Annotated in this window: 23 protein-coding genes; 14 read left to right on the top strand and 9 right to left on the bottom strand. The window is 67.7% G+C overall.

Annotation, left to right across the window (positions count from 1 at the left end; genetic code table 11):
• Positions 1 to 96: 96 nt before the first annotated feature.
• From G6N48_RS06085 to G6N48_RS06100, 4 genes are all read left to right on the top strand, one after another.
• Positions 97 to 1,275, top strand: a complete 1,179-nt coding sequence (locus G6N48_RS06085; RefSeq protein WP_085271249.1) for a glycosyltransferase — start codon at positions 97 to 99, stop codon at positions 1,273 to 1,275.
• An 11-nt stretch (positions 1,276 to 1,286) separates the two neighbouring features.
• On the top strand, positions 1,287 to 2,450 hold the full coding sequence (locus tag G6N48_RS06090) for a glycosyltransferase (protein ID WP_085271266.1): 1,164 nt from the start codon (positions 1,287 to 1,289) through the stop codon (positions 2,448 to 2,450).
• Between the two features lie 88 nt (positions 2,451 to 2,538).
• Entirely contained in the window at positions 2,539 to 3,546 is a 1,008-nt protein-coding gene (locus tag G6N48_RS06095; RefSeq protein WP_085271267.1) for a class I SAM-dependent methyltransferase, read from the top strand.
• A gap of 16 nt (positions 3,547 to 3,562) precedes the next feature.
• Positions 3,563 to 4,102, top strand: a complete 540-nt coding sequence (locus G6N48_RS06100) for a cupin domain-containing protein (protein ID WP_085271250.1) — start codon at positions 3,563 to 3,565, stop codon at positions 4,100 to 4,102.
• An 11-nt stretch (positions 4,103 to 4,113) separates the two neighbouring features.
• Here G6N48_RS06100 and G6N48_RS06105 read toward each other — a convergent pair whose 3' ends face one another.
• Both G6N48_RS06105 and G6N48_RS06110 read right to left on the bottom strand, forming a co-directional pair.
• A complete protein-coding gene (locus tag G6N48_RS06105) occupies positions 4,114 to 5,625 on the bottom strand; it encodes an FAD-dependent oxidoreductase (RefSeq protein ID WP_179969852.1) in 1,512 nt (503 codons plus the stop codon).
• Between the two features lie 45 nt (positions 5,626 to 5,670).
• A complete protein-coding gene (locus tag G6N48_RS06110) occupies positions 5,671 to 6,516 on the bottom strand; it encodes a hypothetical protein (RefSeq protein WP_085271251.1) in 846 nt (281 codons plus the stop codon).
• 133 nt (positions 6,517 to 6,649) lie between these two features.
• On the opposite strand from G6N48_RS06110, the gene G6N48_RS06115 reads away from it, so the two are divergent.
• The 3 genes from G6N48_RS06115 (at position 6,650) to katG (ending at position 10,746) form a co-directional block, all read left to right on the top strand.
• Positions 6,650 to 7,963, top strand: a complete 1,314-nt coding sequence (locus tag G6N48_RS06115) for a L,D-transpeptidase (protein ID WP_085271252.1) — start codon at positions 6,650 to 6,652, stop codon at positions 7,961 to 7,963.
• Positions 7,964 to 8,081: 118 nt separating this feature from the next.
• The gene (locus G6N48_RS06120; RefSeq protein WP_139825970.1) at positions 8,082 to 8,552 is read left to right on the top strand and encodes a Fur family transcriptional regulator; all 471 of its coding nucleotides are present in this window, start codon (positions 8,082 to 8,084) and stop codon (positions 8,550 to 8,552) included.
• 10 nt (positions 8,553 to 8,562) lie between these two features.
• Positions 8,563 to 10,746, top strand: a complete 2,184-nt coding sequence (katG, locus tag G6N48_RS06125) for a catalase/peroxidase HPI (protein ID WP_232066556.1) — start codon at positions 8,563 to 8,565, stop codon at positions 10,744 to 10,746.
• Between the two features lie 54 nt (positions 10,747 to 10,800).
• Here katG and G6N48_RS06130 read toward each other — a convergent pair whose 3' ends face one another.
• On the bottom strand, positions 10,801 to 11,583 hold the full coding sequence (locus G6N48_RS06130) for a DUF1906 domain-containing protein (RefSeq protein WP_085271254.1): 783 nt from the start codon (positions 11,581 to 11,583) through the stop codon (positions 10,801 to 10,803).
• A gap of 125 nt (positions 11,584 to 11,708) precedes the next feature.
• Here G6N48_RS06130 and trhA point away from each other — a divergent pair, with 125 nt between their 5' ends.
• From trhA to G6N48_RS06150, 4 genes are all read left to right on the top strand, one after another.
• The gene (gene trhA / locus G6N48_RS06135; RefSeq protein WP_085271255.1) at positions 11,709 to 12,452 is read left to right on the top strand and encodes a PAQR family membrane homeostasis protein TrhA; all 744 of its coding nucleotides are present in this window, start codon (positions 11,709 to 11,711) and stop codon (positions 12,450 to 12,452) included.
• Positions 12,453 to 12,724: 272 nt separating this feature from the next.
• The gene (locus G6N48_RS06140) at positions 12,725 to 13,978 is read left to right on the top strand and encodes a glycosyltransferase family 4 protein (RefSeq protein ID WP_085271256.1); all 1,254 of its coding nucleotides are present in this window, start codon (positions 12,725 to 12,727) and stop codon (positions 13,976 to 13,978) included.
• The gene (locus tag G6N48_RS06145) at positions 13,972 to 14,730 is read left to right on the top strand and encodes a class I SAM-dependent methyltransferase (protein WP_085271257.1); all 759 of its coding nucleotides are present in this window, start codon (positions 13,972 to 13,974) and stop codon (positions 14,728 to 14,730) included. Before G6N48_RS06140 ends, G6N48_RS06145 begins: the two co-directional genes overlap by 7 nt.
• 10 nt (positions 14,731 to 14,740) lie before the next feature.
• Complete coding sequence (locus G6N48_RS06150; protein ID WP_139825971.1) at positions 14,741 to 15,793, top strand: prenyltransferase; 1,053 nt, start codon at positions 14,741 to 14,743, stop codon at positions 15,791 to 15,793.
• On the opposite strand, the gene G6N48_RS06155 is transcribed toward G6N48_RS06150, so the two are convergent.
• Both G6N48_RS06155 and G6N48_RS06160 read right to left on the bottom strand, forming a co-directional pair.
• Positions 15,774 to 16,427 carry a class I SAM-dependent methyltransferase gene (locus G6N48_RS06155; protein ID WP_085271259.1) on the bottom strand — a complete coding sequence of 218 codons (654 nt, stop codon included), beginning with the start codon at positions 16,425 to 16,427 and terminating at the stop codon, positions 15,774 to 15,776. The genes G6N48_RS06150 and G6N48_RS06155 overlap by 20 nt on opposite strands.
• Before the next feature lie 56 nt (positions 16,428 to 16,483).
• A complete protein-coding gene (locus G6N48_RS06160; RefSeq protein ID WP_085271270.1) occupies positions 16,484 to 18,943 on the bottom strand; it encodes a plasma-membrane proton-efflux P-type ATPase in 2,460 nt (819 codons plus the stop codon).
• Between the two features lie 221 nt (positions 18,944 to 19,164).
• On the opposite strand from G6N48_RS06160, the gene G6N48_RS06165 reads away from it, so the two are divergent.
• On the top strand, positions 19,165 to 19,566 hold the full coding sequence (locus G6N48_RS06165; protein ID WP_161494249.1) for a hypothetical protein: 402 nt from the start codon (positions 19,165 to 19,167) through the stop codon (positions 19,564 to 19,566).
• 573 nt (positions 19,567 to 20,139) lie between these two features.
• On the opposite strand, the gene G6N48_RS29045 is transcribed toward G6N48_RS06165, so the two are convergent.
• Positions 20,140 to 20,415: a CDGP domain-containing protein gene (locus tag G6N48_RS29045; protein ID WP_085271260.1), complete on the bottom strand. Its 276-nt coding sequence runs from the start codon at positions 20,413 to 20,415 to the stop codon at positions 20,140 to 20,142.
• 144 nt (positions 20,416 to 20,559) lie between these two features.
• On the bottom strand, positions 20,560 to 20,721 hold the full coding sequence (locus G6N48_RS28885; protein ID WP_085271261.1) for a ClpX C4-type zinc finger protein: 162 nt from the start codon (positions 20,719 to 20,721) through the stop codon (positions 20,560 to 20,562).
• Between G6N48_RS28885 and G6N48_RS06175 the strand changes: the two genes are divergently transcribed.
• Positions 20,666 to 21,031, top strand: a complete 366-nt coding sequence (locus tag G6N48_RS06175) for a hypothetical protein (protein ID WP_163670738.1) — start codon at positions 20,666 to 20,668, stop codon at positions 21,029 to 21,031. The genes G6N48_RS28885 and G6N48_RS06175 overlap by 56 nt on opposite strands.
• 146 nt (positions 21,032 to 21,177) lie before the next feature.
• Positions 21,178 to 21,942, top strand: coding sequence for a hypothetical protein (locus G6N48_RS06180; protein ID WP_085271263.1), 765 nt, complete (start codon positions 21,178 to 21,180; stop codon positions 21,940 to 21,942).
• 46 nt (positions 21,943 to 21,988) lie between these two features.
• Here the strand turns inward: G6N48_RS06180 and G6N48_RS06185 are convergent, their stop codons facing one another.
• Both G6N48_RS06185 and G6N48_RS06190 read right to left on the bottom strand, forming a co-directional pair.
• Positions 21,989 to 22,453 (bottom strand): hypothetical protein, encoded by a 465-nt coding sequence (locus tag G6N48_RS06185; protein WP_085271264.1) that lies wholly within the window; start codon positions 22,451 to 22,453, stop codon positions 21,989 to 21,991.
• Positions 22,454 to 22,842: 389 nt separating this feature from the next.
• The gene (locus G6N48_RS06190) at positions 22,843 to 24,078 is read right to left on the bottom strand and encodes an IS256 family transposase (RefSeq protein ID WP_085272091.1); all 1,236 of its coding nucleotides are present in this window, start codon (positions 24,076 to 24,078) and stop codon (positions 22,843 to 22,845) included.
• Between the last annotated feature and the right edge of the window lie 816 nt (positions 24,079 to 24,894).

A 24,894-nucleotide genomic window follows, 5' to 3' on the forward strand; every position in this document is an offset into this window, starting at 1 on the left:
GCGCATTGCGTGATGTCCGCGGCGGTGGAGGCGCGCGTGGGTGCGGGCGGTGACTCTGCTTGGATCGAAAGCGTCACCGCGAGTTAGGGCTGCTGAATGAGATTTGTGCTGGCCGGTTACGGCAGCCGGGGCGATGTCGAACCGTGCGCCGCGGTCGGCCGGGAGTTGTCGCGCCGTGGCCACGCGGTGTCGATGGCGACCTCCCCCGACAAGGTCGATTTCGTCGAGTCGGCGGGGCTCGCCGCGGTGGCCTACGGGCCCGACACCCGGGAGCAGATGAACACTGCCACGAAAGTCGTTCTGCAAGTTCAGAATCCGTTGAGCGCACTGCCCGACGTGGTGGAGCGCGTGAACCGGATGTGGACGGAGAAGAGCGCCACGCTGTCGTCGCTGGCCGGGGAGGCGGACCTGTTGGTCGCCGGCATGAACGAGCAGCGCCTGGCCGCCAATGTCGCCGAGAGTCAAGGCATTCCGCTGGCCGCATTGCACTTCTTCCCGGCGCAGATCTCCGAACTCGGCTGGTTGCAGTCGAACATCACCAAGCAGGCCGAGCACGCCCAGCGCAGCGCCCTGGGGTTGCCGGAGGCGGCGCCGCCCAGGTGCGCGCCGCTGGAGATCCAGGCGTACGAGGAACTCTGCGTCCCGGGGTTGGCGGCGCAATGGGGGGAAAGTGCGGGGCTGCGCCCGTTCGTCGGCGCGGTGACGCTCGGGCTGGCAGCGAACACCGACGACGAGGTGGCGGGGTGGATCGCCGACGGAGCGCCCCCGATCTACTTCGGGTTCGGGAGCACCCCGGTGGTGCCGTTCGCCGACACGGTGGCCATGATCGAGGCCGCTTGCGCCGAGCTGGGCGAACGCGCGCTGATCTGCGCCGGCCCCAACGACTTCGCCGACGTCTCGCACGGCGACGACACGAAGATCGTGGCCATGGTCAACCACACGGCGGTTTTCCCGGCGTGCCGCGCAGTCGTACACCACGGTGGCGCCGGCACCACCGCGGCGGGATTGCGGGCCGGAGTGCCCACCCTGGTCCTGTGGCTCTGGCTCGATCAGCCCGTGTGGGCAGCCGCAGTCGAGCAGCTGGGCGTCGGCTCGGCGCGCCCGTTTGCCGCGACCACCAGGGAATCGCTGGTCGCGGACCTGCGGACCGTACTGGACCCGGCGATCGCGGCCCGGGCACACGAGGTCGCAGCCCACGTGACCCCGCCGGCCAAAAGCGTCGCCGCCGCCGCCGACCTGCTGGAGGAAGCCGCCGGAGCGGGGCGCCCCGACTGACTGCATCACCGCTGAAATTCGTACTGGCGGGCTATGGAAGTCGGGGGGACGTCGAACCCTGCGCCGCGGTCGGTCGGGAACTGCTGCGCCGGGGCCACGACGTGCGCATGGCCGTCCCGCCCGGCATGCTCGGCCTCGTCGAATCGGCGGGCCTGGTGGCCACCGCCTACGGACGGGACACGCGGTCGCTGCACGACGAAGACCTCGCCCTGTTTGCGCATCCGAACCCGATCGGCGTGCTGCCCCAGATCATGGAATATGCCGCGAGCATCTGGTCGGAGAAGACCGCTGCCCTGACTCCGCTGGCGAGCGGCGCGGACCTGCTGTTGGCCGGCGCCGCCGAGCAGGACCTGGTGGCCGATGTCGCCGAGCATCACGGCATACCCGCGGCCGGGCTGCACTTCTTCCCGCCGGGAGCCCTGCCCGTCACGTGGCTGGATCGCCGCATCACCGAGCAGGCCAGGGAGGCGCAACGCCGCGCTCTCGGCCTCCCGCCGTCGGCGCCGGACCACAACATGCTGGAAATCCAGGCCTACGACCAGTTGTGCGTCCCCGGCCTGGCCGCCCAGTGGGGCGACACCGCGCAGCGGCGCCCGTTTGTCGGCGCGCTGACGCTCGAGATGCCCGCGGACGCCGACGACGAGGTGCTGGCATGGATCGACCACGGCACGCCGCCGATATACCTCGGGTTCGGCAGCTGGCCGGTGCCCTCCTTCGCCGACACCGCGGCCATGTTCGGCGCGGTCTGCGCGGAACTCGGCGAACGGGCGTTGATCTGCGCAGGACCGAATGTGCTCGCCGGGGTCTCCCCCGGCGAGCACGTCAAGGTGGTGGCCGCGGTCAACCATTCGGCTGTCCTGCCCGCGTGCCGGGCTGCCGTCCACCACGGGGGCGCGGGCACCACCGCGGCGGGCCTGCGCGCCGGGGTCCCGACGCTGATCCTCTGGCTGCGGCTCGACCAGCCACTCTGGGCGGCCGCGGTCATCCGGCTGGGCGTCGGCGCGGCGCGCCGATTCGTGGACGCCACCCACGAGACGCTGGTCGCCGACCTGCGTTCCATCCTCGAACCCGGAGCCCTCGCCCGCGCCCGCCGGGCCGCCGCCACGATGACCAGCCCCGCCCGGAGCGCCGCCGTCACCGCCGACCTGCTCGAGGCCGCCGCGCGTTCCCGGTGAGCGCCCGGAGCGCAACCGCCACCGGTGGTGCAAAACGGGTCGGGTCGTGTACAAGGTTCTCGTGGAGGACCCCACTTTCGATCCGTCGATGCTGCGCGAGGCGATGATCCGGCGGCTGTATCGCCGATCGGTGGCCGAGGGCCAGGTCGTGGTGCCGGCCGTGCCCGGCCTGATCGACGAGTACGTGCTGCTGTGCAGCAACATCTGCGCCACCCTGGGCGTGTTCCACACCGCCGAGCAGTCGGCTCAGCTCAAGAAGGTGCTGGAAGCCGAACTGGCCAAGGCGTACAAGGCCTCGCCCCGTTCGGACGTCATCATCTCCTACAACGCGCCCTTCGGAACGGGGGTCAACTTCCGCGTCAAAGCCGAATGGCGCACGATCGACGCCGACTACGACCAATGGGTCGCCCTGCGCCCGGCGCCGTTGTTTGGCACCGAACCGGACGCGCGCGTGATGGCGCTGGCCGGCGAAGCGGCGGACCGGTCTGCCTACCGGGTGCTCGACGTCGGTGCCGGCACCGGGCGCAACGCACTGCCCCTGGCCCGGCTCGGGCACCCGGTGGACGCGGTCGAGATGGCCGAGAAGTTCGCCGAGGTGATGCGCACCGACGCCGAGAGCGAGTCGCTGCCCGTGCGCGTGATCGCCAGCGACGTCTTCACCGCCGTCGAGGGCGTCCACGACCACTACCAGCTGATGGTGCTCTCGGAGGTGGTGTCCGACTTCCGGACCCCGCACGAGTTGCGCGGGATGTTCGAACTCGCCGTGGACTGCCTGGCGCCCGGCGGGCGCCTGGTCTTCAACACCTTCCTGGCCCGCCCGGGCTACACGCCCGACGACGCCGCCGTGCAACTCGGGCAGCAGTGCAACACGATGATCTTCACCCGCGAACAGGTGACCGGCGCCGTGGCCGGGCTGCCGCTGGAGCTTGTCTCCGACGACTCGGCCTACGACTACGAGAAAGCTCACCTGCCCGCGACCGCGTGGCCGCCCACCGGCTGGTTCGAAGGCTGGTCCCGCGGGCAGGACGTGTTCGACGTCGAGCGCGACGACTCCCCCGTCGAGCTGCGTTGGCTGGTATACCGCAAGGCGGCGTGACCGGCAAGATGGGGATATGGAACCGAACCGACGGTCATTGCTTTTCGCGGCTCCCCTGCTGCTGGCGGCGGTAGCCGCGGGCGACAAGCCGGGCAGGCCCGGCGGCATCGCCTCGTCGCCGCCACCGGCAAGCGGGCCCGACCCCAACGAGACCTTCGTCTTGCCTTCCGACCGAATCGATTTCGAACCGTGGGGCAACCTCCCGCCGCACAGTGGCGAAATGGCGATGCTCTACGGCGATTTCAACAAGCCCGGGCCCTATCTGGTGATGATGAGGTGGAACCCGGGCTGGTTCAGCGCACCCCACACCTACGCGACCGACCGGATTCAGGTGGTCGTCTCGGGCACTTGGTTCGTCAACAGCGGGCGTGACTTCCAACCCGGGGACGCGGTGCCGGTCGGCGCGGGCGGCTATGTCAAGCGGGCTGCGCGCACCCCGCACTACGACGGCGTCCCGGCCGATCACGCCGACCCGGCCGTCATCGCCGTCTTCGGCGAGGGGCCCGTCGACATGCTGCTGGTGGACCCTGCGCAGCCGTCGTGGCGCCGGGTGTGAGGCGGTTGGGGTCAGCGGTCCGCGGACAGATCCCGGGTGGCCGGCCCTTCGAGCAGCGTGCCGTCGGGTGCGAACCGCGAGCCGTGCAGCGGGCATTCCCACGCCTTGTCGGCGTCGTTCCAGTTCACGATCCCGCCGAGGTGCGGGCAGACCGGTGAGACCCGTTCCTGCGTGCCGTCGACGGTGCACCGCGCCTGCAAGCGCCAGGGCGGACCGCTCACGATGCCCTCGCCTTCGCCAGGGCTGCGCTGCCCGGCGCGTGTCGCCGGGGTGATCCAGCCCTTGGTCAGCTCGAAGCCGACCTCGACGTTGGCCTGCAGGGCCGTCGGCAGGCCGGACAGTTCGTGCGGGCTCCAACTGGCGAACGCGCGGGCCCAGTCCATCCGCCCGCCCAGGATGCGGCTCGACAGCGCCAGCGCCGCCGCGGGCCCGTTGGTCATGCCCCACTTGCTGAACCCCGTTGCCACGAAAATGTGCTCGGTATTCGGCAGGATCGGCCCGACATACGGCAGCGCGTCGATCGGCGTGTAGTCCTGCGCCGACCAGAAATGCGTCTGCGCCGCCCCCGGGTAGTGCTTGCGCGCCCAGGCCGACAGTTCCTCGAGCGCCGCCGACGGGCTTTTCTCGCGCCCGACGGTGTGGCCGGCGCCGCCGACGATCAGCCGCTCGCCGTCGGCGACCGGCGCATAGCGCACCGAACGCGTCGGCGAGTCGGTCGAGATCATCATCGGCCGGCTGATGGCCTCGCCGGGCACCTTGAACGCCAGGCAATAGGACCTGCTCGGCTTGAGGCGGGCGAAGTAGCCGCCGCGGTCCAGGATCGGGATGCCGGTGGCCAGCACCAGCTGATCGGCCTCGAGTTCGATGCTGCGGCGGGCCGCGTCATCGACATGCACGCGCGGCCTCTTGCCGAGCAACGACACCCGCCGCACCCGGGTGTGCTCGACCAGGCGTCCGCCGCGGCGCAGGAGCTCGACCACCAGTGAGTCCAGGAACTCCATCGGGTTGAACTGGGCCTGATCCGGCAGCCGGACGCCGCCGCGGTAGGGAAACGGCACCGGGGCATGCTCGTCCCACACGACGGGCAGGCCGACCTCTTGGCACGCCTTGAGCTCGGCGCGCGCGGACGCGATGCCCTCGGTGGACTGGGCGTAGGTGTAGGCGTCCTCGCGCTGCACCGACACGCCGGTTGCCGCGCAGTGGTTGATCACCCAGTCCTGGCCCTCGCGGTTGCCGTCGACGTACGCGCGTGCGAGTCCCTTGCCGTGCTTGGACAGGATCTTCGACAGGTGGGTGCCCTGCAGCAGGCTGATCTTGGCGGTGGTGTTCCCGGTCGCGCAGGCGCCGACCGTGCGCGCCTCGAGCACCAGCACGTCCTTGCCGGCGCGGGCCAGCAGCACCGCGGTCATCAACCCGGTGATCCCGGCGCCGACGACGATCACGTCGGCGCGGCGCGGCCCATCGTCGAGGCGGCCCGCAGCCCACGGTTGCTCGCTTCGATCGGACAGCCATAGAGAAGTCACGGCTGTGCTGATACCCGGCGCCGCCATGCGGAAACGCGGCACCGCTCAGGTGCGCTCGAACCGGGCTGTCGCCGCTTGGGCCCTTCTCAATGACTCGGCCGCGTCGCGGGCGGCCCGCTGCGCCCGCCGGCATTCCGACTCCGCCTTGTCCAGGTCGCGCTCGGCGCCGCGCAGACCGGCGAGCGCTTCGGCGCGGCGCTGCCCGGCGGCGTCGCGTGCCTGCTTCCGCTGGGACAGCACCTCGTCGGCGCCGGCTTTGGCACGCTCGGCATCAGCCTGCGCGCGCCGGGCCGCGTCCAGTCGCTCCCGCCGCCTGGACTCCGCGTCGGGTTGCGGTGGCGGTGCGGGCGCCGTCTTCCTCGTCTTGCTCGTCTTGTCGGGTTTCTCGGGAGTCTTGGGGCGGGCCGGGCCCGAGGCCGGCGCCGCGTCGCCGAATGCGCCGAAACCCGACCACCGCTCGGGCCGGTCCAGCCGGCCGAGCCGCGCCCTGACCTCGGGGTCGGCGATCGCGGCCTGCAGCGTGCCGGTCACGTCGTCGCGCACCGCCGCCGAGGGGGCGCGCACGTCGGCGGCGTCGAGCGCCACCTGAGCGAGCCGGGCGATCAGCCGGTGCTGCTCACCGGACAGATCCCGAATCTCGGCGCCGTCCATCGCCGCATGCGCGGACCGCAACCGATCGCCCAAGTCCGCAAGCCGCCGGGCCACGTCCTTGTTCTCCAGCACCAACCGGTTGACCACCCACGCCGCCGTGGTGGGTTTGCGGGCCGATGAAATCCGCCTCGCGGCGTCGGTGTCGCCACGCTTCTTGGCGGCTGCCGTCAATCTGGTGCGTTCTGCGGTAAAGTCCTGGGGCCGCGCCAGATACAGACTGTCGAGTTCGTCGTCGGCCACCAGGCCATGATCCCTCGCCATCGGCGGCGTCCAGCGGTTTCGGGATTCACGCCTTTGGGCAAGCGAACACAACGTCGTCGTCGATGCGGACGCACTTTCGAAGCCGTAATACAGCGAAGGACTTGGCAGCTTGATGATGTCCATGAACAGCGAACAGCTGGTACGCCGGATCCTCGGCATCAGCTGGCCGCGCCGGTTCATGCTCGCCGTGTTCGTTTTCGTCGGCGTGGTGGCGGCGGTGCAGCTCACATGGCTGCCGGGGGGCTGTGCGGGCGGGGAGTGCGCGCGGCACAGCCCCCTGTCGCAGCTGTCGAAGAGCTCGGATGCCGCCGCCACCCAACCGGCCAAGGTGACGATCACGCCCGGCGACAACGCGCAGGACGTCGACCCCGTCGGGCACGTGCTGGTCAAGGCCGACACGGGGACGCTGACCGAGGTGAACATGGTCAACGAGGCGGGCAGGTCGATCGACGGCGTGATGACGCCCGACAACACGGTGTGGAAGCCGACCGTCGCCCTGGGCTACGGCCGCACCTACACGCTGACGGTGATCAGCCGTGGACCCGGCGGCGTCACGTCGACTCGGGTGTCGTCGTTTTCCACCCTGCGGCCGTCCAACCAGACCAAGGTCTACTTCACCACCACCGCCGACGCGTCGCTGCGCGACGGCGGCACCTACGGCGTCGGGACCGTCATCGTGGCCCACTTCGACGAGAAGATCACCGACCGGGCCGCCGCCGAGCGGCACCTGACGGTGACCACCAACCCCAAGGTGCAGGGCTCGTGGAACTGGGTCGACGACCAGCACGCCCACTGGCGGCCGGAGCACTACTACCAGCCGGGCACGACGGTGACCGCCGACGCCAAGATCTACGGAATCGGGCTGGGTGACGGCCTGTTCGGGCAGGATGACACCTCGGTGTCCTTCCGGATCGGCGACTCGCACGTGTCCATCGCCGACGACACCACCCATCAGGTCGAGGTGTACGAGAACGGGAACCTCGTCCGCACGATGCCGACGTCGATGGGGATGGGGGGCACCGAGGACGTGGGCGGCAAGACCATATATCTGTGGACGCCGCCGGGCATCTACACCGTGCTGGACAAGGGCAACCCCGTCATCATGGACTCGTCGACCTTCGGGCTGCCCAAGAACTCCCGCCTGGGCTACCGCGAGACCATCAACTACGCGACCAAGATCAGCATCGACGGCATCTATCTGCACGAGCTCGACGCGACGGTGTGGGCTCAGGGCCACCGCGACACCTCCCACGGCTGCCTGAACCTCAACGCCGACAATGCGAAATGGTTCTACGGATTCTCGGTGCCCGGCGACGTGGTCGAGGTCCGCAACACCGGCGGCCCCCCGCTGACCCTCGCGCAGAACGGCGACTGGTCGGTCAGTTGGGATGAGTGGCTCAAGGGCAGCGCCCTCAAGCCCACCTGAGTCGGGGAGGCGTTTGCTGCGCTCCCCCGCCGAGCGCCACGAGCCCGCCACGCGAATGTGTGCTCCAGTTCACAAAAGAGTCTTGACTGGTTCCAGATAACTAGGACATATTGGTCCGGTGTCCTCAACGGCCGAGTACGCGGAGCAGCTGCGGATGGCCGATCTCCGGGTGACCCGCCCCAGGCTGGCCGTGTTGGAGGCGGTGGGCACCCATCCGCACGCCGACACCGAAACCATCTTCTCGGCGGTGCGGGTCGGCCTTCCCGAGGTATCCCGGCAGGCCGTGTACGACGTGCTCAACGCGTTGACCGCGGTGGGTCTGGTTCGCCGGATCCAGCCGTCGGGATCGGTTGCCCGCTACGAGTCGCGAGTCGGCGACAACCACCATCATGTCGTTTGCCGTTCCTGCGGCGTCATCGCCGACATCGACTGCGCCGTCGGCGAAGCGCCATGCCTCACCCCGTCCGACGACAACAACGTTCTGGATGGCTTCGTCCTCGACGAGGCCGAGGTCATCTACTGGGGTCTGTGCCCCGACTGTTCGACAGCTGGTTCTACATCGCAGCCCGATTTCAACCCATCACCCTGAGAGGAACGTTGTGAGCGAGAGCGAAAACCCGACCATCGCCGCCCCCAAGCCGAAGGCGCATGCCCCCCGGTCCAACCAGGACTGGTGGCCCAACCAGATCGACGTGTCGAGGCTCTACCCGCACCCGCTGCAGTCCAACCCGCTGGGCGCGGACTTCGATTACGCGGAGGAGTTCGCCAAGCTCGACGTCGAGGCTCTCAAGGCCGACATGATGTCGGTGATGACCAACTCGCAGGACTGGTGGCCCGCCGACTACGGCACCTACGGCGGCCTGTTCATCCGGATGAGCTGGCATTCCGCCGGCACCTACCGCATCCACGACGGCCGGGGCGGCGGCGGCCAGGGCGCCCAGCGCTTCGCTCCGATCAATAGCTGGCCGGACAACGTGAGCCTGGACAAGGCACGCCGGCTGCTGTGGCCGGTCAAGCAGAAATACGGCAACAAGATCTCGTGGGCCGACCTGATCGCCTTCGCCGGCAACTGCGCCCTCGAGTCCTTCGGTTTCAAGACCATGGGCTTCGCCTTCGGCCGCGAAGACATGTGGGAGCCCGAAGAGATCTTGTTCGGTGAAGAGGACACGTGGCTGGGCACCGACCGGCGTTACTCGGGCGAGCGGGACCTCGCCCAACCCTACGGCGCCACCACCATGGGCCTGATCTACGTCAACCCGGAAGGCCCCGAAGGCAAACCGGACCCCGTCGCCGCTGCGCACGACATCCGGGAGACCTTCTACCGGATGGCGATGAACGACGAGGAGACCGCCGCGCTGATCGTCGGTGGCCACAGCTTCGGCAAGACCCACGGCGCCGCCAGTGGCGACCTGGTGGGTCCCGAGCCGGAAGCCGCCCCGCTCGAACAGCAGGGATTCGGCTGGAAGAGCTCCTTCGGCAGCGGCAGCGGCCCGGACGCCATCACCAGCGGCCTGGAGGTGATCTGGACGACGACCCCGACCAAGTGGGGCAACGGATTCCTGCAGAACCTGTACGGCTACGAGTGGGAGCTGACCAAGAGCCCCGGCGGGGCCTGGCAGTTCGTCGCCAAGGACGGCGCCGGCGCCGGTACCATCCCCGACCCGTTCGGCGGCCCGGGCCGCGCCCCGACGATGCTGGTCACCGACATCGCGCTGCGGGAGGACCCGGTCTACCGGGAGATCACCAGGCGCTGGCTGGACCATCCGGAGGAGCTCGCCGACGCGTTCGCCAAGGCGTGGTTCAAGCTGATGCACCGCGACATGGGTCCGGTCTCGCGCTACCTGGGGCCGTGGGTCCCCGAGCCGCAGCTGTGGCAGGACCCGGTGCCGGCCGTCGACCACGAGCTGGTCGACGCGCAGGACGTCGCGGCGCTGAAGAGCAAGGTGCTCGGGTCCGGTCTGTCTGTTCCCCAGCTGGTGAAGACGGCCTGGGCGGCGGCGTCGAGCTACCGCAACACCGACAAGCGCGGCGGCGCCAACGGGGCGCGGTTGCGCCTCGAGCCGCAGCGCAGCTGGGAGGTCAACGAGCCCTCGGAGCTGGACAAGGTGCTGCCCGTGCTGGAGGGCATCCAGCGGGAGTTCAACGGCTCCGCCCCCGGCGGCAAGAAGGTGTCGCTGGCCGACCTGATCGTGCTGGCCGGGTCCGCGGCCGTCGAAAAGGCGGCCAAGGACGCGGGCTACGAGATCTCGGTGCACTTTGCGCCCGGCCGTACCGACGCCTCACAGGAGAACACCGACGTCGAGGCGTTCGGGGTGCTCGAGCCGCGGGCCGACGGGTTCCGCAACTACTTCCGTCCCGGCGAGAAGGTGGGGCTCGAGCACCTGCTGCTGGACCGCGCGATCCTGCTCGGCGTCACCGGTCCGGAGCTTGCGGTGCTGGTGGCGGGTCTGCGCGCTCTCGGTGCCAACCACGGCGGCAGCAAGCACGGCGTGCTCACCGACAAGCCGGGCGCGTTGACCAACGACTTCTTCGTCAACCTGCTCGACATGGGCACCGAATGGAAGGTGTCGGACAGCGCCGAGAACGTCTACGAGGGCCGTGACCGGTCCTCGGGCGCGCTCAAGTGGACCGCCACCGCCAACGACCTCGTGTTCGGGTCCAATTCGGTGCTGCGTGCCATCGCCGAGGTCTACGCGCAGGACGACAATGCGGGCAAGTTCGTGGAGGACTTCGTCGCGGCGTGGGTCAAGGTCATGAACAACGACCGCTTCGACCTGAAGTAGGTGCCTCGAGACCGGCGCCCCGCGAGCCACGGCTCGCGGGGCGCCGTCGTCAGCTCAGCGGTCCCACTGCCCGAAGTCCGCCGCGAGGACGTCGTCGACGTCGACGTTGATGCCGCCCAGCAGCGGACCCGGATTGCCGGGACCGTTCACGACGGCCTGATAGAGCACCGCCATCGGCGCCCGCTGCCCGTGCGACCACGCCTTGGTCTGCCAGGCCCACTGGTGACCGGCGGACGTCGAGTTGCCGATCACGCCGTCGTTGACCGCCCACTCGCACGCCAGGGCGTGCCCGTAGATGCCGGTGCGGTCGACCCCCAGCACCGAGTTGAGTCCCCGAAACCATTGCACCGCAACGCCCGTCCAGGTGTTCAGGTCGATGTCGTCGTCGACGCTGAAGAAGATCGGGGCCGACGGCGGACCGCCGGCCGCGGCATGCAACCGCTGGGCCGTCTGCGCGTCGGCCACCCCACCGTCGTACCCGCGGGTGAAGTCCGACGGGTCGGGCCACCCGGGCTTGCCGTACTGGAAGTTGCTGACGATGTGCAGGCCCGCGGCGCGCAGCGAATCGGCGTACTCGCGGGTGAGCGGCTTGGCCTCGAAGTTCGCGCCCGGCCGCGACTCGGACACGTAGTTCACCACCCCGTCGTAGCCCGCCGCCTTGATCTCGGCGGGCGCGATCCTGCGCTCGGCGAAGTCGATCAGCCTCATGTCAGCCGCCGACGCCTTCGGCGCGTCGAGAGCGGCCAGCGTCAGAAGCGCCGGCGCCAGCGCGAACTTGAAGGCGTCGCGCCGGGATACCGACGCGCCCGGGGCGCCCTGGCCAGCCGAATCCCGCACGGCGCGATGTTAACAAAGGGCGTACGGCCGCAGAACCGTCGCGACGCAGCCGTTGCGCACACGGGGTGCGCCGCAAAACCGGGCTAACGTGGGCGGGCGGATGCGGCGCGTCCGATTGGGGGGACATGACAGAGGTAACCGAGCCGGTCGGCGACAGCAGGTCGCCCACACCGGCGGCCGTCGTCGTCGAGGAGTTCGCGGAACGGCTGGTCGAGAATGTCGCCAAGGTCTTCGCCAGCCCGCGTGCGCGTGGCTGGATCCACCTTTATTCGGCCGGGGTCGCGGTGGTCGCGGGCGTGGCGCTGGTGGCGGCGGCGTGGTCGACGAGGTCGGCGAGCGCCGGCCTGGCGACTCTGGTCTACGCCGTCGGCGCCGTGACCATGTTCAGCGTCAGCGCCGCCTACCACCGCATCCGTTGGCGGTCGGACAGGGCGCGCCGATGGATGATGAGGGCCGACCACTCGATCATCTTCGTGTTCATCGCCGCCACCTTCACCCCCTTCGCGATGGTGGCGATGCCCCACCAGACCGGCGTGCTGGTGCTCTGCATCGCCTGGGGCGGTGCGCTGGCCGGGGTCGCGCTCAAGCTGAGCTGGCCGGATTCGCCCCGGTGGGTGGGCGTGCCGCCGTATCTGCTGATCGGCTGGGTGGCGGTGGCCTTCGCCAGGACGCTGCTCGACGGCGCCGGGGTGACGGCGACGGTGCTGCTGGTCGTCGGCGGGGTGCTCTACAACGTCGGCGCCGTGATGTACGCCCTGAAGTGGCCGGACCCCTGGCCCACCACGTTCGGCTACCACGAGTTCTTCCACGCCTGCACCGTGCTGGCGGCCACGTGCCACTACCTCGCGGTGTGGCTGGCCGTGATCTAGGGCGAGGGCCACGGAGGCGCCGAAAAGCGGTCCGGTTGGCGAGCAGTTCAGCCCCAGTTGGTGCCCGGGTGGCATGATCTTCGGGTGGCGGACATTCCCGGGATGGTCGGAGCGCGCGGCGGTGACACCCGCTCTCGTTGCGCTCGCTTAGGTGAGCGAACTATAGTCTGGACACATGTCCAGTTTGCTGTCACGGAACTCGGGAGTCCGTTGATCGCGATGGAGTGGGGGTCACCTCTCCGGGTTTCTTCACCGGCGGATAAGAGTTAAGTATGCGAATAGCCCTGCTGTCCTACCGTAGTAAGACCCATTGCGGCGGACAGGGCGTCTACGTGCGCCATCTCAGCCACGGCCTGGTCGAGCTCGGTCACGACGTCGAGGTGTTCTCCGGCCAGCCCTATCCGGATCTCCTCGATCCGCGCGTGCGCCTGACCGAGGTGCCGAGCCTGGATCTGTACCGGGAGCCCGACCCGTTCCGGGTCCCGCGCCCGAGCGAGATCCGCAACTCCATCGACCTGCTCGAGCTGCTCACCACGTGGACCGCGGGCTTCCCCGAGCCGCGCACCTTCACCATGCGGGCCGCCCGGCTGCTGGCCGGGCGGATCGCCGATTTCGACGTAGTCCACGACAACCAGAGCCTGGGCACCGGACTGCTCACCATCGCCGAGGCGGGGCTGCCCGTGGTCGCGACGGTGCACCATCCGATCACCCGCGACCGGGTGCTCGACCTGGCCGCCGCGCGGTGGTGGCGAAAACCGTTGGTGCACCGCTGGTATGGATTCCTGGACATGCAGCAGGAAGTGGCGCGCCACATTCCCGACCTGCTGACCGTGTCGTCGTCGTCCGCCGCGGACATCGTCGCCGACTTCGGCGTCACACCCGACCAGCTGCACGTGGTGCCGCTGGGGGTCAACACCGAGCTGTTCAAGCCGGCCTCGCGGCCGAGGGAACCCGGCAGGGTCATCGCGATCGCCAGCGCCGACACCCCGCTGAAGGGCGTGCGCACTCTGCTGCATGCGATCGCCAGGCTGCGCACGAGGCACGACCTCGAGCTGCGGCTGGTCGCGAAGGTGGAGCCCAACGGCCCCACCCACAAGCTGATCGCCGAACTCGGCATCTCCGACATCGTGCATGTCACCAGCGGTCTCTCGGACGCCGAGCTGGCCGCGTTGCTGGCCTCCGCCGAGGTCGCCTGCATTCCCTCGCTCTACGAAGGGTTTTCGCTGCCGGCCGTGGAGGCCATGGCCAGCGGTACGCCGATCGTGGCCAGCAGGGTGGGCGCGCTGCCCGAGGTGCTCGGCACCGACGGCGCCTGTGCCGAATTGGTTCCGCCCGCCGACGTCGACGCCCTGACCGGTGCACTCGGTGAGCTGCTGGACTCCCCCGAGAAACGCCGCAGCCTCGGGCGCGCGGGACGGGCGCGCGCGGTTGACGTCTTCAGCTGGGAGGCCGTGGCCGCCCAGACCGTGCGGGTCTACCAGCGGGCGATCGCGCGCGCCGCCGCCCAGGGCGGAAGCCGATGCTGACGGTCGACTTCGACCGGCTCGGCGTCAGAGCGTCGATGAAGGTCATCGACGTGGGCTGCGGGGCGGGCCGGCACGCCTTCGAGGCATACCGGCGCGGTGCCGACGTCATCGCCTTCGACCGCGATGCCGCCGAACTGCGTTCCGTGGAAACGATTCTGCAGGCCATGGCCGATGCCGGCGAGGCCCCCGCCGGAGCGTCCGCCAAGGCGGTCGTGGGCGATGCGCTGAAGCTGCCGTACGCCGACGAGACCTTCGACTGCGTGATCGCCTCGGAGATCCTCGAGCACATACCGCAGGACGATTCGGCGATCGACGAGTTGGTCAGGGTGCTCAAAGTCGGTGGCACACTGGCGGTCAGTGTGCCGCGCTGGCTGCCCGAGCGGGTGTGCTGGCTGCTGTCCGACGAGTACCACAGCAACGAGGGCGGCCACGTGCGGATCTACCGGGCCAGCCGGTTGCGCGACAAGGTCCGGCGCGCCGGCATGGAATTCACGCACGCGCATCATGCGCACGCGTTGCACTCCCCCTTCTGGTGGCTGAAATGCGCTGTGGGCGTGTCTAATTCCGACCATCCCGCCGTGACGGCCTACCACAAGCTGCTGGTGTGGGATCTGATGCGGCGGCCGAAGGTCACCCAGCTGGCGGAGTCGGTGCTCAATCCCCTGGTGGGCAAGAGCGTGGCCATGTACTTCACCAAGTCCAGGTCAACGGGAAGCGAAGCGAGGCTGGGGTATTCAGTTGCGTCGATGTGATCCGCCCGCGGTGCCGGGTGTCGTTAGTCGCGAGCAGTGCCGGCAGACCGCGCAGTCCATCGCCGCGGCGCAGGAAACCTCCGGGGCCATCCCGTGGTTCGAGGGCGGGCACACCGACCCGTGGGACCACATCGAATGCGCGATGGCGCTCACCACGGCCGGGCTGTTGGAGCCGGCGCGGGCCGCGTTCGACTGGAGCCGGCGCACGCAGCGCGCCGACGGTTCGTGGCCGCTGCAGTTCCGCGCGGGCGTCATCGAGGACGCCAACAGCGACAGCAATTTCTGCGCCTACATCGCCACGGGTGTGTGGCATCACGTGTTGGTGACCGGTGACAAGGCTTTCGGCGCGCAGATGTGGCCGGTGGTGCGCAAGGCGATCGACTTCGTCATCGACCTGCAGTTCGGTTATGGCGAGATCTATTGGGCGCGAAGCGAAGCCGGGCCGGTACCGGAGGCACTGCTGACCGGGTGCGCCAGCGTGTTCCACAGCATCAGGTGCGCGCTCGCGCTGGCCGCGTTCGTCGGCGAGCCGCAGCCGGAATGGGAGCTGGCCCTGGGCCGGCTGGGTCACGCGATCGCCGCGCACCCGGAGGCATTCACCGTCAAGGACCGCTACTCGATGGACTGGTACTACCCCATTCTCGGTGGTGCGCTGCGGGGACCGGCGGCGGTCGCGCGCATCGAGCAGCGCTGGGACGACTTCGTGGTCGGCGGGCTCGGCATCCGCTGCGTGGACGACCGCCCGTGGGTGACGGGCGCGGAGACCTGCGAGCTGGTGATGGCGCTCGACGCCATGGGCCATCGCACCTGGGCGCATCGCCAGTTCGCCGCGATGCAACACCTGCGCGAAGAAGACGGATCCTATTGGACGGGTTTAGTGTTCGCCGACGGGAAACGCTGGCCCGAAGAGCGCACCACCTGGACCGGGGCGGCGATGATCCTGGCCGCCGACGCCCTTTCCGAAACGACGCGGGGCGCCGGGATCTTCCGCGGGGACGCGCTGCCGCTGGGCCTGCAGAGCGACTTCGACTGCGAATGCCTGATCAGCGAGCCGGGTCGCTGATCCGCTCGAGCACCCGAAGCGACCCGGTCGCCGAGACCTCCCGGAACTGACCGGAATCGATTGCGCGGCAATAGATCAGGTAAGGTGGCCGGCCGCCGTCTCGGGGGTTGGGGAACACGTCGTGGATCACCAGGGCCCCGCCGGGGCTCACCCACTTCGCCCAGCCTTCGTAGTCCTCGGTGGCCGCCTTCTCCGAGTGCCCGCCGTCGATGAACAGCAGCTGCAGCGGTGAGCGCCAACCCCTGGCCACGACCGGCGATTTGCCCACCACCGCAACAACGTGGTCGGCAAGCTCGGCGGTGTCCAGCGTGCGGCGAAACGCGGGCAGGGTGTCGAACAGTCCGGTGACCGCGTCGACCATCGAGGCGTCGTGGTACTCCCAGCCGGCCTGGTGTTCCTCGGAGCCGTGGTGGTGGTCGACGGTGTAGAGCACGCTGCCCGTCTGCTCGGCCGCCGCGCCCAGCAGCAGCGTGGATTTGCCGCAGTAGGTGCCGATCTCGACGCCGACGCCACCGTCGAGGTATCGCAGCGCAGCCTCGTACAGCGCGCGGCCCTCGTCGGCGGGCATGAAACCCTGCACCTGCTCGGCGAGGGCGAACAGGCGGTCTGCGGAGCTCGTCTCGGTGCTGCTCATCAGCTGAACCTATCGGTCGGGCCGGCGACGTCGGCAGCGTGGTCCGCGGCCGGGCGTCACCGACGCGTCGCCGACGAGGTCCAGCCGATGTTCGTTACCGACCGATTCGGGTGCTCGCGGCGGGGGTGATGGTCGAGCCAGGCGTAGGCGGCGAGCTTGACTCGGTCGTTGAACAGGAACCACACCACCGCGAAGGCCCACACGAGACCCGCCCGGAGCCACCCCACGGGCGTCATCGCCACGCCGTAGACGGCGATCAGCGTGGCGATCGTCTGCGCTGTGATCACGGCTCCCAGCAGCAACGGCGCCGGCGCGGGTCGGGACCAGAACGGGCCGCGGGAGCGGGTGAGAAAGATGGTCAGCTGACCGGCGACGGACAGTTTGAGGTAGATCATGGTGCGGATCAAGTCGTGGCTGAGCCCGAAGACCTTGTCGGCGAGGAAGAACAGGGTGAAAGTCGCGACGACGCCGGTGACGCCCAGCACGGTGGCGATGGTCAGGACGGCGCGCATGTCCCACTTGGCGGGCCTGGGTGAGCCGCGCACGTGGTCGTAAGCGATCGACAGGATCGCGCCGTCGTTGAGCAAGGCCAGGAACACGATCATGGCGGCGGTGACCGGGAAGAAGTTCATGAAGACCACCGCGAGGGTGATCAACAACAGCACCCGGATGGTCTCGGCGATGCGGTAGGTGGCATAGCTGGTCAGCCGGGCGAAGATCTCCCGGGCCAGCCCGATCGCCGTCACGACCACCGACAATCCCGGCGCCAACAGAACCACGTCGGCAGCGGCCCGGGCCGCGTCGGTGGCACCCGACACCGCGATACCGGCGTCGGCCTGCTTGAGCGCGGGGGCGTCGTTGACCCCGTCGCCGGTCATCCCGACAATGTGGCCACGGTCCTGCAGCAGCCGCACGATGCAGTACTTGTGCTCGGGAAAGACCTGCGCGAAGCCGTCGCTGGCTTCCACGCGCGCACCCGAAATGTCGTCGCCGTCGAGGACGGCCGCATCGAGGATCCTGTCGCCCAGGCCGACCTGGCGGGCGATCTCACGGCCGATCGCGACCTGGTCGCCGGTGACCATCTTGACGTCGATCCCGAGTTCGCGGGCGGCGGCAATGGTCGCCGCGGAGTCTTCACGGGGCGGGTCGGCCAGCGCCAGCACCCCCATCAGCCGCCAGGAGCCGTCGCCGTCCGTCCTGGCCACCCCGAGCGCGCGGTAGCCGTGGCCGGCGAAACCGTCGACCACCTCGTCGACCCCGGCGGCCGCGCCGTCGCCGTCGCACAGCGCGGCAATGACCTGCGGAGCTCCCTTGCTGACCCGGAAGCTGTGTCCGTCGGAGTCGCGCACCAGCGCCTCGGTGCGTTTGCTGACCGGGTCGAATGGGACGAACCGCTCCACCTGTCTTAACGGGTGCCGACCGGCGGCCGCCAGCACCGCCAGGTCGATGAGGTCGTTGTCCTCGGCGCGCGAAGCCAACGCGGCGGCCGTGAGGAGCTCGTCGTCGCTGACTTCGGCGGCGGTCCAGCTTGCGGCGAGCGCGAGTCGGTTCTGGGTCAGGGTGCCCGTCTTGTCCGAGCACAGCAGGTCGATCCCGCCGAGTTCCTCGACGGCGGGCAGGTGGCTGACCACGGCCTCGTGCCGCGCCAGCTGCCGCGCGCCGATCGCCATGGTCACCGACAGCACCGCCGGCAACGCCACCGGGATCGAGGCGATGGTGACCACCAGGGCGAACTCCAGGGTCTGCAGCACCGGGTTGTGCCGCAGCAGGGACACCGCGACGGTCAGAGTGACCAGCGCGAGCGCGATGACGATGAGGTAGTTGGCGATGCGCAGTACCGCACGCTGGAAATGGCTGACGGTGCCCGCGCCCTCGACGAGGGCGGTGGTCTTGCCCATGTACGACGACGGCCCGGTGGCGCACACGAGCGCGTCGGCCTCGCCGCGCACCAGCACGGACCCCGAGAACAAGTTCTCGCCGCGCCCGCGGCTGACTGCCAGCGACTCGCCGGTCAGTGCGGACTGGTCCACCTCGAGGGTCACGTCGTCGAGGACTCGCAGGTCGGCCGGAATCACGTCGCCGAGGCGCACTCGCACGACGTCGCCGGGCACCAATTCGCGCACCGGGAGGGTGGCCCACGCGCCGTCGCGCAGCACCCGTGCCGATGTCGCCAGGCGCTGCTTGAGTGCGGCGATCGCGTTGGCCGCCTGGTGTTCCTCGAAGAACGCCACCACCCCGTTCATCGCCAGCAGCACCCCGATGATCGCCGCGTCGGTCCAGTGCCGGGCGGCCAGCGACAGCGCCAGCGCGACCTCGATCATCCACGGGATGGGCGCCCAGAAATACCCGAAGAATTCGAGCACCGGGTTGTGCCGGCGCTCCGCAATCTCGTTAGGGCCGTAGTGCAGCAACCGCCGCTGCGCCTCGGCAGACGTCAAACCCGCTGTGCTGGTGTCTAATTCAACCAAAAGGTCGGGCAGTGGCAACTCGGTCAGCCTGTCGGTGGTTTGGGTCAACTCGGCTCCCCCGGACGGATCGCGTTTCGACCCACCCTCGCGCCGCGCGCCCACTCCCGGATAGGGCCGAACGCCCTTTATCCGATGCGGAAAGACCGTCGCGATTCTCCCGGCATTCGATTACTACTCGACGTAGTAATTTGCGCGGGGAGGTAAGAGCGCGGTCGACGATTGAGATCGTTGTCCCGCCGCGACGAATGAGCGGAATTTACTCAGGAGTGATGTTCACCGAGCAGCCTGTGAGCGCGGCTGCAGCGCCATTGTTCGAAGAAGAAATTTCAGGCCGGGGTGTCGGTGCTGGAGCACACCCGGAAGTCGCGCACCATCGGGACGATGCCGCCGCCCTGCGCGGCCCGCGGCCGTGCTCGGAAGGAGGGGTGGCGCCGGATCGCGTCGGTTCGCTCGTGCGCGCGACGCTGAGCCGCGACCCACCGTGGGTGGGAATGAAGAAAAATAACGGTCGCTTCTGGTGTCTCGGCCACGACTGTCAACTCCTCCCGGGGCAACCCGCACAATCTATGAACAACGGTTACCGGTTTGTGATTCCAGAATGCCCTGCCGATCCTGAGGCCAAACCACACGAGAACATGAGAATTGGCCATGAATTTTCTCCTGGGCGATAGCTGGGTTAGCTGGAAAAGTGGCGCAAGAAACCGCTGGCCACGGAGGTGGAGCTGTGCGAGCTGTTCGAGCTGAGGAAACACTGCTGCGGACGGGCTGCGGACGGAACCAGGATTTACGCTGCCCCCGTCGATCCGGGTCGGCGGTCCCCAGCCGGCGCAGCGATGGGGGTTCGCGATCTGATTCGGCACGAACGAAGATTCTCATGTGATGCCGACAAGAATGCCCCTGCTGCGCCGCCTCGCGAAGGGTGAAAGTCCCGTCCACATGAGCCGGAACCGCAACGCCATGAGCCGCCCAATACGAGAGCTGCTGAGCGAGGCCGTGTTCTTCGACTTTCAGTTGGCTCACGACTTGGTGCAACGCGATTACACGGGCAGCGGCGTCGACGCCGTCAGTCTCGGCCCGGTACGACCGCCGTGGGCGGGTGGTGGAGCGTGCCGCCGCACTCGTTGCACGACCACGTCTTATGCGCGCAAGCACATAAGAATCCATAACCGCAAGTTTGTGCTCCGCGCAGTTCGACGACGCGCACGATTCCGCAACGGGCGCTTTGGGTCCGGCGGCCTGATTCGTCAGAGTCCAATGTGGTGATTCGGCTGCCCCAATGGGAGGGTAGGCGGATTCGCCGGATCATACATAAAGCACCGCTGAGTCCCCGAAACCGCGAAGCACCGCGCCCACGTGCCATCAGGCCGGATAGGGCCGTCGCACCACATCGTTCCATTGAACGCTGACTCACAATTGGTGTTCATGCCAGGCACGATCGGATCAGCATGCGCCGCCGCTGCCGCACCGACGACCAGCGTCCCAAGAACCAACGCTGTTGTCGTGGTGACCATGGTTCGCATCAAATTCCCTCGCGCGCGGTCATAGGTCAAAGCTGGCCAATCCGCCTGCCAACACCTCAGTGAAACGTGGGCGGCGGCGACAGCGTGACCGCCTGCCAAAACTTGAGTCCCCGAATGGTTGTCCGCCACTGGGAGCAATGAAGCCTATTGCGCAGATCGGTCAGCGATTAGGGTCACGCATTCGTCGACGCACTGGTCGCAGATGAAAGCACCGAGGCCAGCAATCAGTGTTCCGACTTCAGTGTTGGGCTTGGCGCAGAACGAGCACGTGGCGATCACAGTCTGCGGGTCGCCGGCGGACTTCATAGTGGTCGATTCCTTCCTGATGAGCCAGTGCCCCCCATCTTCCACCGACGACCATCACTACGCCCTCTTTCACGGCAAGTCGATGGCGCTCGGACGCTATGCCCGGTCGACATGCACAACGATCTTCGTCGGGGCCGCGCTATATATCTTCGCCAGCTTGTTGGCGCTGGCCGGGATCGCGCTTACCACGAGCACGTATTACCGGGACAAACGGGACGGCAAGGTGAATTTTGAAACCCGTCTCGTCATCCGTCCCGCTCCCGCACCACAAATAACCCGGCGCTTGGGCGTACGTGGGGGCCGGTGCTGATCGGGTTCAGCGTGATCGCCGGCCTGCCCGGAAACCTCATCTGGTTGCTGTCGAGCTGAGAATGGCGGGGGCTGATCCGATGACTTAAGCCAACGACTCGCGTAGCCTTCTGGCCGGGAGGGGCCGTGAAGGGACCGCGAGCACAAGTGGCCGACACAGAAGCAACAGCAACGATTGCGGCCGCCGCCGCGCTCATCGGGAGCGCCCTGACCGGTGCCTTCACTTTATGGGGCATCCGCTGGACTAATAAGGCGCAAACACACGACCTCGCAACGCGGCTGGAAAACGAGCGGGCTACAGCGCGTGAAGGGCTTGAGCAGGACCGCCGCCAACTCGCTTACAAAGCGCTTCTGACGCATGTAAATCTGCTGCAGTACTCCATGAAGCTCAACCTTCAAGTGGTAACTCGGGAGATCCGAGCGGTAGTGAAAGTGCGCGAAGTTGACTCCGCACTCAATGCCGGTTCAGCAGCGGAAGCAGCTGCGCTCGCATCGGCAGGCCCAACCGAAGAAGAGAAAAGAGACTTACTTGGGGGGCCGACCCTCTCGGAGCGCGCTGAAACACTGGCGGTTGTTGACCTGCTCGCGAGCGACGAGGTAAAGAGCCGGTTCGATGCGTTCCTTAAGACCGAGAAGACGCTTAGCGACCAGATAGTTCGGGCAAGAATTATTTTACGACGTCCGGTGAAACAGCAGCAGGCCGTGCTCGACCACGCGCAAGCATCTCCGAAGTACAAGATCGACCAAGCGGCCGCCGAAGCAAAAGCGCTGCTGGAGCAAACCCTGCAGATGGTCGAAAATACGGGTGACCTCGGCGCGGCCGGCGATGCCATAGCCAAGGGAACTGACGAGTTCATTCAGGCATTCGAGACTCTCGAAAAAATGGTCAGGTCCGAGTTGCGGCTGCCCTAGACCTGCGCCGCGCTAATTCGGGATGAGATGCGGCAGCTACCGCAAATCAGTGGGGTGCGACGATCCCCAGCAGATTTGCTGCGCCGCCGAAACCTATGCCCAGAAGCAGCAGTGTCGGTCCGACCCAGGCCGGCGCCGTAGGTACCAGGACTGGCAGCTGCGCGTACATCTTCAGGATGTTGGTGGTGCCCACTAGATAGAGCTTGTCTTTCTCGTAGCTGGCGATCCGTTCCAGGATTGGCTTGAGGACGGTAGCGCTGAAAATCCTTCCGCTGTGCTGTGCCGCCGCTTTCTCGGCGAGAGCCTTCGGAGCAACCTCGTCGGTCATTCTGGACAACTCGGCGAGGTAGTGGTCGAACCAGATCATCCGCCACTTGGCTTGCGACAACTCCCAGACGACCAGCAAGACGCCGGCCGCCTGGAACACGATTGCTGCGCTGGTGAGGATGAACAGCCCACCCTGCGACTCCAGCCCTCGCCACACTGCCGGCCAGTGCACATCGCGGCGCATGATGTATGACAGTGCTAGGACGAGAACGATTGCGCACAGCGCGCCAACTGCGCGGCGCTCGTTACCCCGGCTAACGCCTCTATCTGGAGCTGTCATCATTTAAGCGAGAAGCCGGGCGGTTCCGCGCGGCGGTCATTAAGCATCGACAGTTCCCAACGCACCAGATCGAGGGCGGCCGCAATTGCCCGATCATCAGGGTCGTAGCCTCGCCCGCGCAACACTTCGCGCTCGATGTCTCCGTGTATGTGTCGGACGCGCGCATCCGCGCACCGGTTCCCGCGCTAGATAGCAACAACTCGCAGATCGAATAGAAAGTAGCCAGAACCGCGCTCGGTCAAGTCCAGGGACGTGGTGTACGACGTCGTTGTGTGATTCTTCGTCGTGATGTGTCAGGCGGTCAGCGCCGCCGGGGTGTCCTCCTGTTCTGTTGGGGTGTCGTTGACCGCGCGTGATTTGCTCAGCACGTCGAGGCCGAGGTAGCGCCGGGACTCGGCCCATTCGTCGTGTTGTTCGGCCAGCACGGCGCCGACGAGACGAATGAGGGCGTTGCGGTCGGGGAAGATCCCGACGACGTCGGTGCGTCGGCGGATCTCCTTGTTGAGCCGCTCCTGGGGGTTGTTGGACCAGATCTGCCGCCAGATCTGTTTGGGGAACGCCGTGAACGCAAGCAGGTCCGCTCGCGCGGCCTCAAGGTGTTCAGCTGTCTTAGGCAGCTTTCCATCTAACGCGTCAATCACCCGATCATATTGGGCGGCAACGGAGTCCGCGTCGGGCTGATCGAACACCGAGTGCAGCAGGGTCTTGACCCACGGCCAGGACGCCTTGGGTGTGACGGCCATGAGATTGGTCGTGTAGTGGGTGCGGCAGCGCTGCCACGATGCGCCCGGCAGGGTCGCGCCGATCGCGGCGACCAGTCCGGCATGCGCGTCGGAAGTCACCAGCTTCACGCCTGAGAGGCCGCGGGCTGTCAGCGAGCGCAGGAACGTCAGCCAGCCAGCACCGTCCTCGGCTGTGGTGACATCGACCCCGAGGATCTCGCGGTAACCGTCGGCGTTCACCCCGACGGCGATCAAGGCGTGCACGTTGACCACCCGCCCACCTTCGCGAACCTTGAGCACCAGGGCATCGGCGGCCATGAAGGTGTACGGACCGGCATCCAACGGGCGGGTCCGGAAGGCTTCGACGGCCGCGTCGAGCTCCGTGGCCATCACCGACACCTGCGACTTCGACAACGACGTGATTCCCAGAGTCTCGACGAGCTTGTCCATCCGCCGCGTCGACACCCCCAGCAGGTAGCAGGTGGCCACCACGGTGGTCAGGGCCCGTTCGGCGCGTTTACGGCGTTCCAGCAGCCAATCCGGGAAGTACGAGCCATGGCGCAGCTTGGGGATCGCCAGGTCCAAACTGCCTGCACGCGTGTCGAACTGGCGGTGACGATAGCCGTTGCGCTGATTGGTGCGCTCGGAACTGCGCTGCCCGTAGCCGGCGCCGCACAGCGCGTCTGCTTCGGCGCCCATCAGGGTGTGGATGAACGTGGCCAGCAGCTCACGCAACACATCCGGGCTGGTGGTGGTGAGTCGATCAGCCAGCACGGCGGGCCAGTCGATATCGTGGGCAGTGGTCATCGCGTCGATTCCTTTGCTCGAGTGACTTTGGTCGGTCTCTCGAAGAATCACGCGATGACCTTCATTCATTCGGCTACGACACGCCGGACATCCTGATCAGGCCCGACTCGTACACCACTCTGCTGGACGCAACTCGAGCAAGGTCATCACAACCAGCTCGCACTCTGGCCAACGCGCCGAACCATGCGGGTTCAGGCTGACGGAACTTCAGTCAGTCCCCAAGCGCGAAAGGGAAGCTTCGCTCCGGTCCGTGTTGGTCCTCGCCATGACCAACGCTTCCTGCCACATGGGCATTTTACGGCGGCAGCACCATCCATCCGCCTTCGGTGCAGGGCACCAAGCTGCCGATGTGGGCACCGCATGAAACGGTATCTTGGTGCATCATCGGGAACGTCGAGAGTCACGACTCACTGATAGCACGTCACCCCGACGTCCCGGGGCCGCGCGCTGCACCTATGCAGGGACCACTGCACCACCATAACTGTACACGTGTCCAGTTTCCGAGAGCGAACACACCAACCTAAGGCGACGTCAGTACTGCAGCGTTGCGGCTGTCATAAACGACGGCGGTCACCCTAAACACGAACGCACGAAACGCCAGACGGCTGATTGGCTGCGGCGACAGTGCGGGTTGCGGGCGTCGCACAATTCGGTTCGTGGGCCTTCGGCTGATCGGCAGAGCCACCGACAACAGCGACGCTGACAAGATGCCGACATGGTGTGCGACGTTCGCATACCGTCCGCGAGGACCACTGGTTGATCGCGCTCAGCGAAAGTCCTTCGGTGGTTCACGCATCGGCCATCCCGTGCGCAAAC

The sequence above is a fragment of the Mycobacterium parmense genome (genome assembly GCF_010730575.1).
GTDB classification, from domain to species: Bacteria; Actinomycetota; Actinomycetes; order Mycobacteriales; family Mycobacteriaceae; genus Mycobacterium; species Mycobacterium parmense.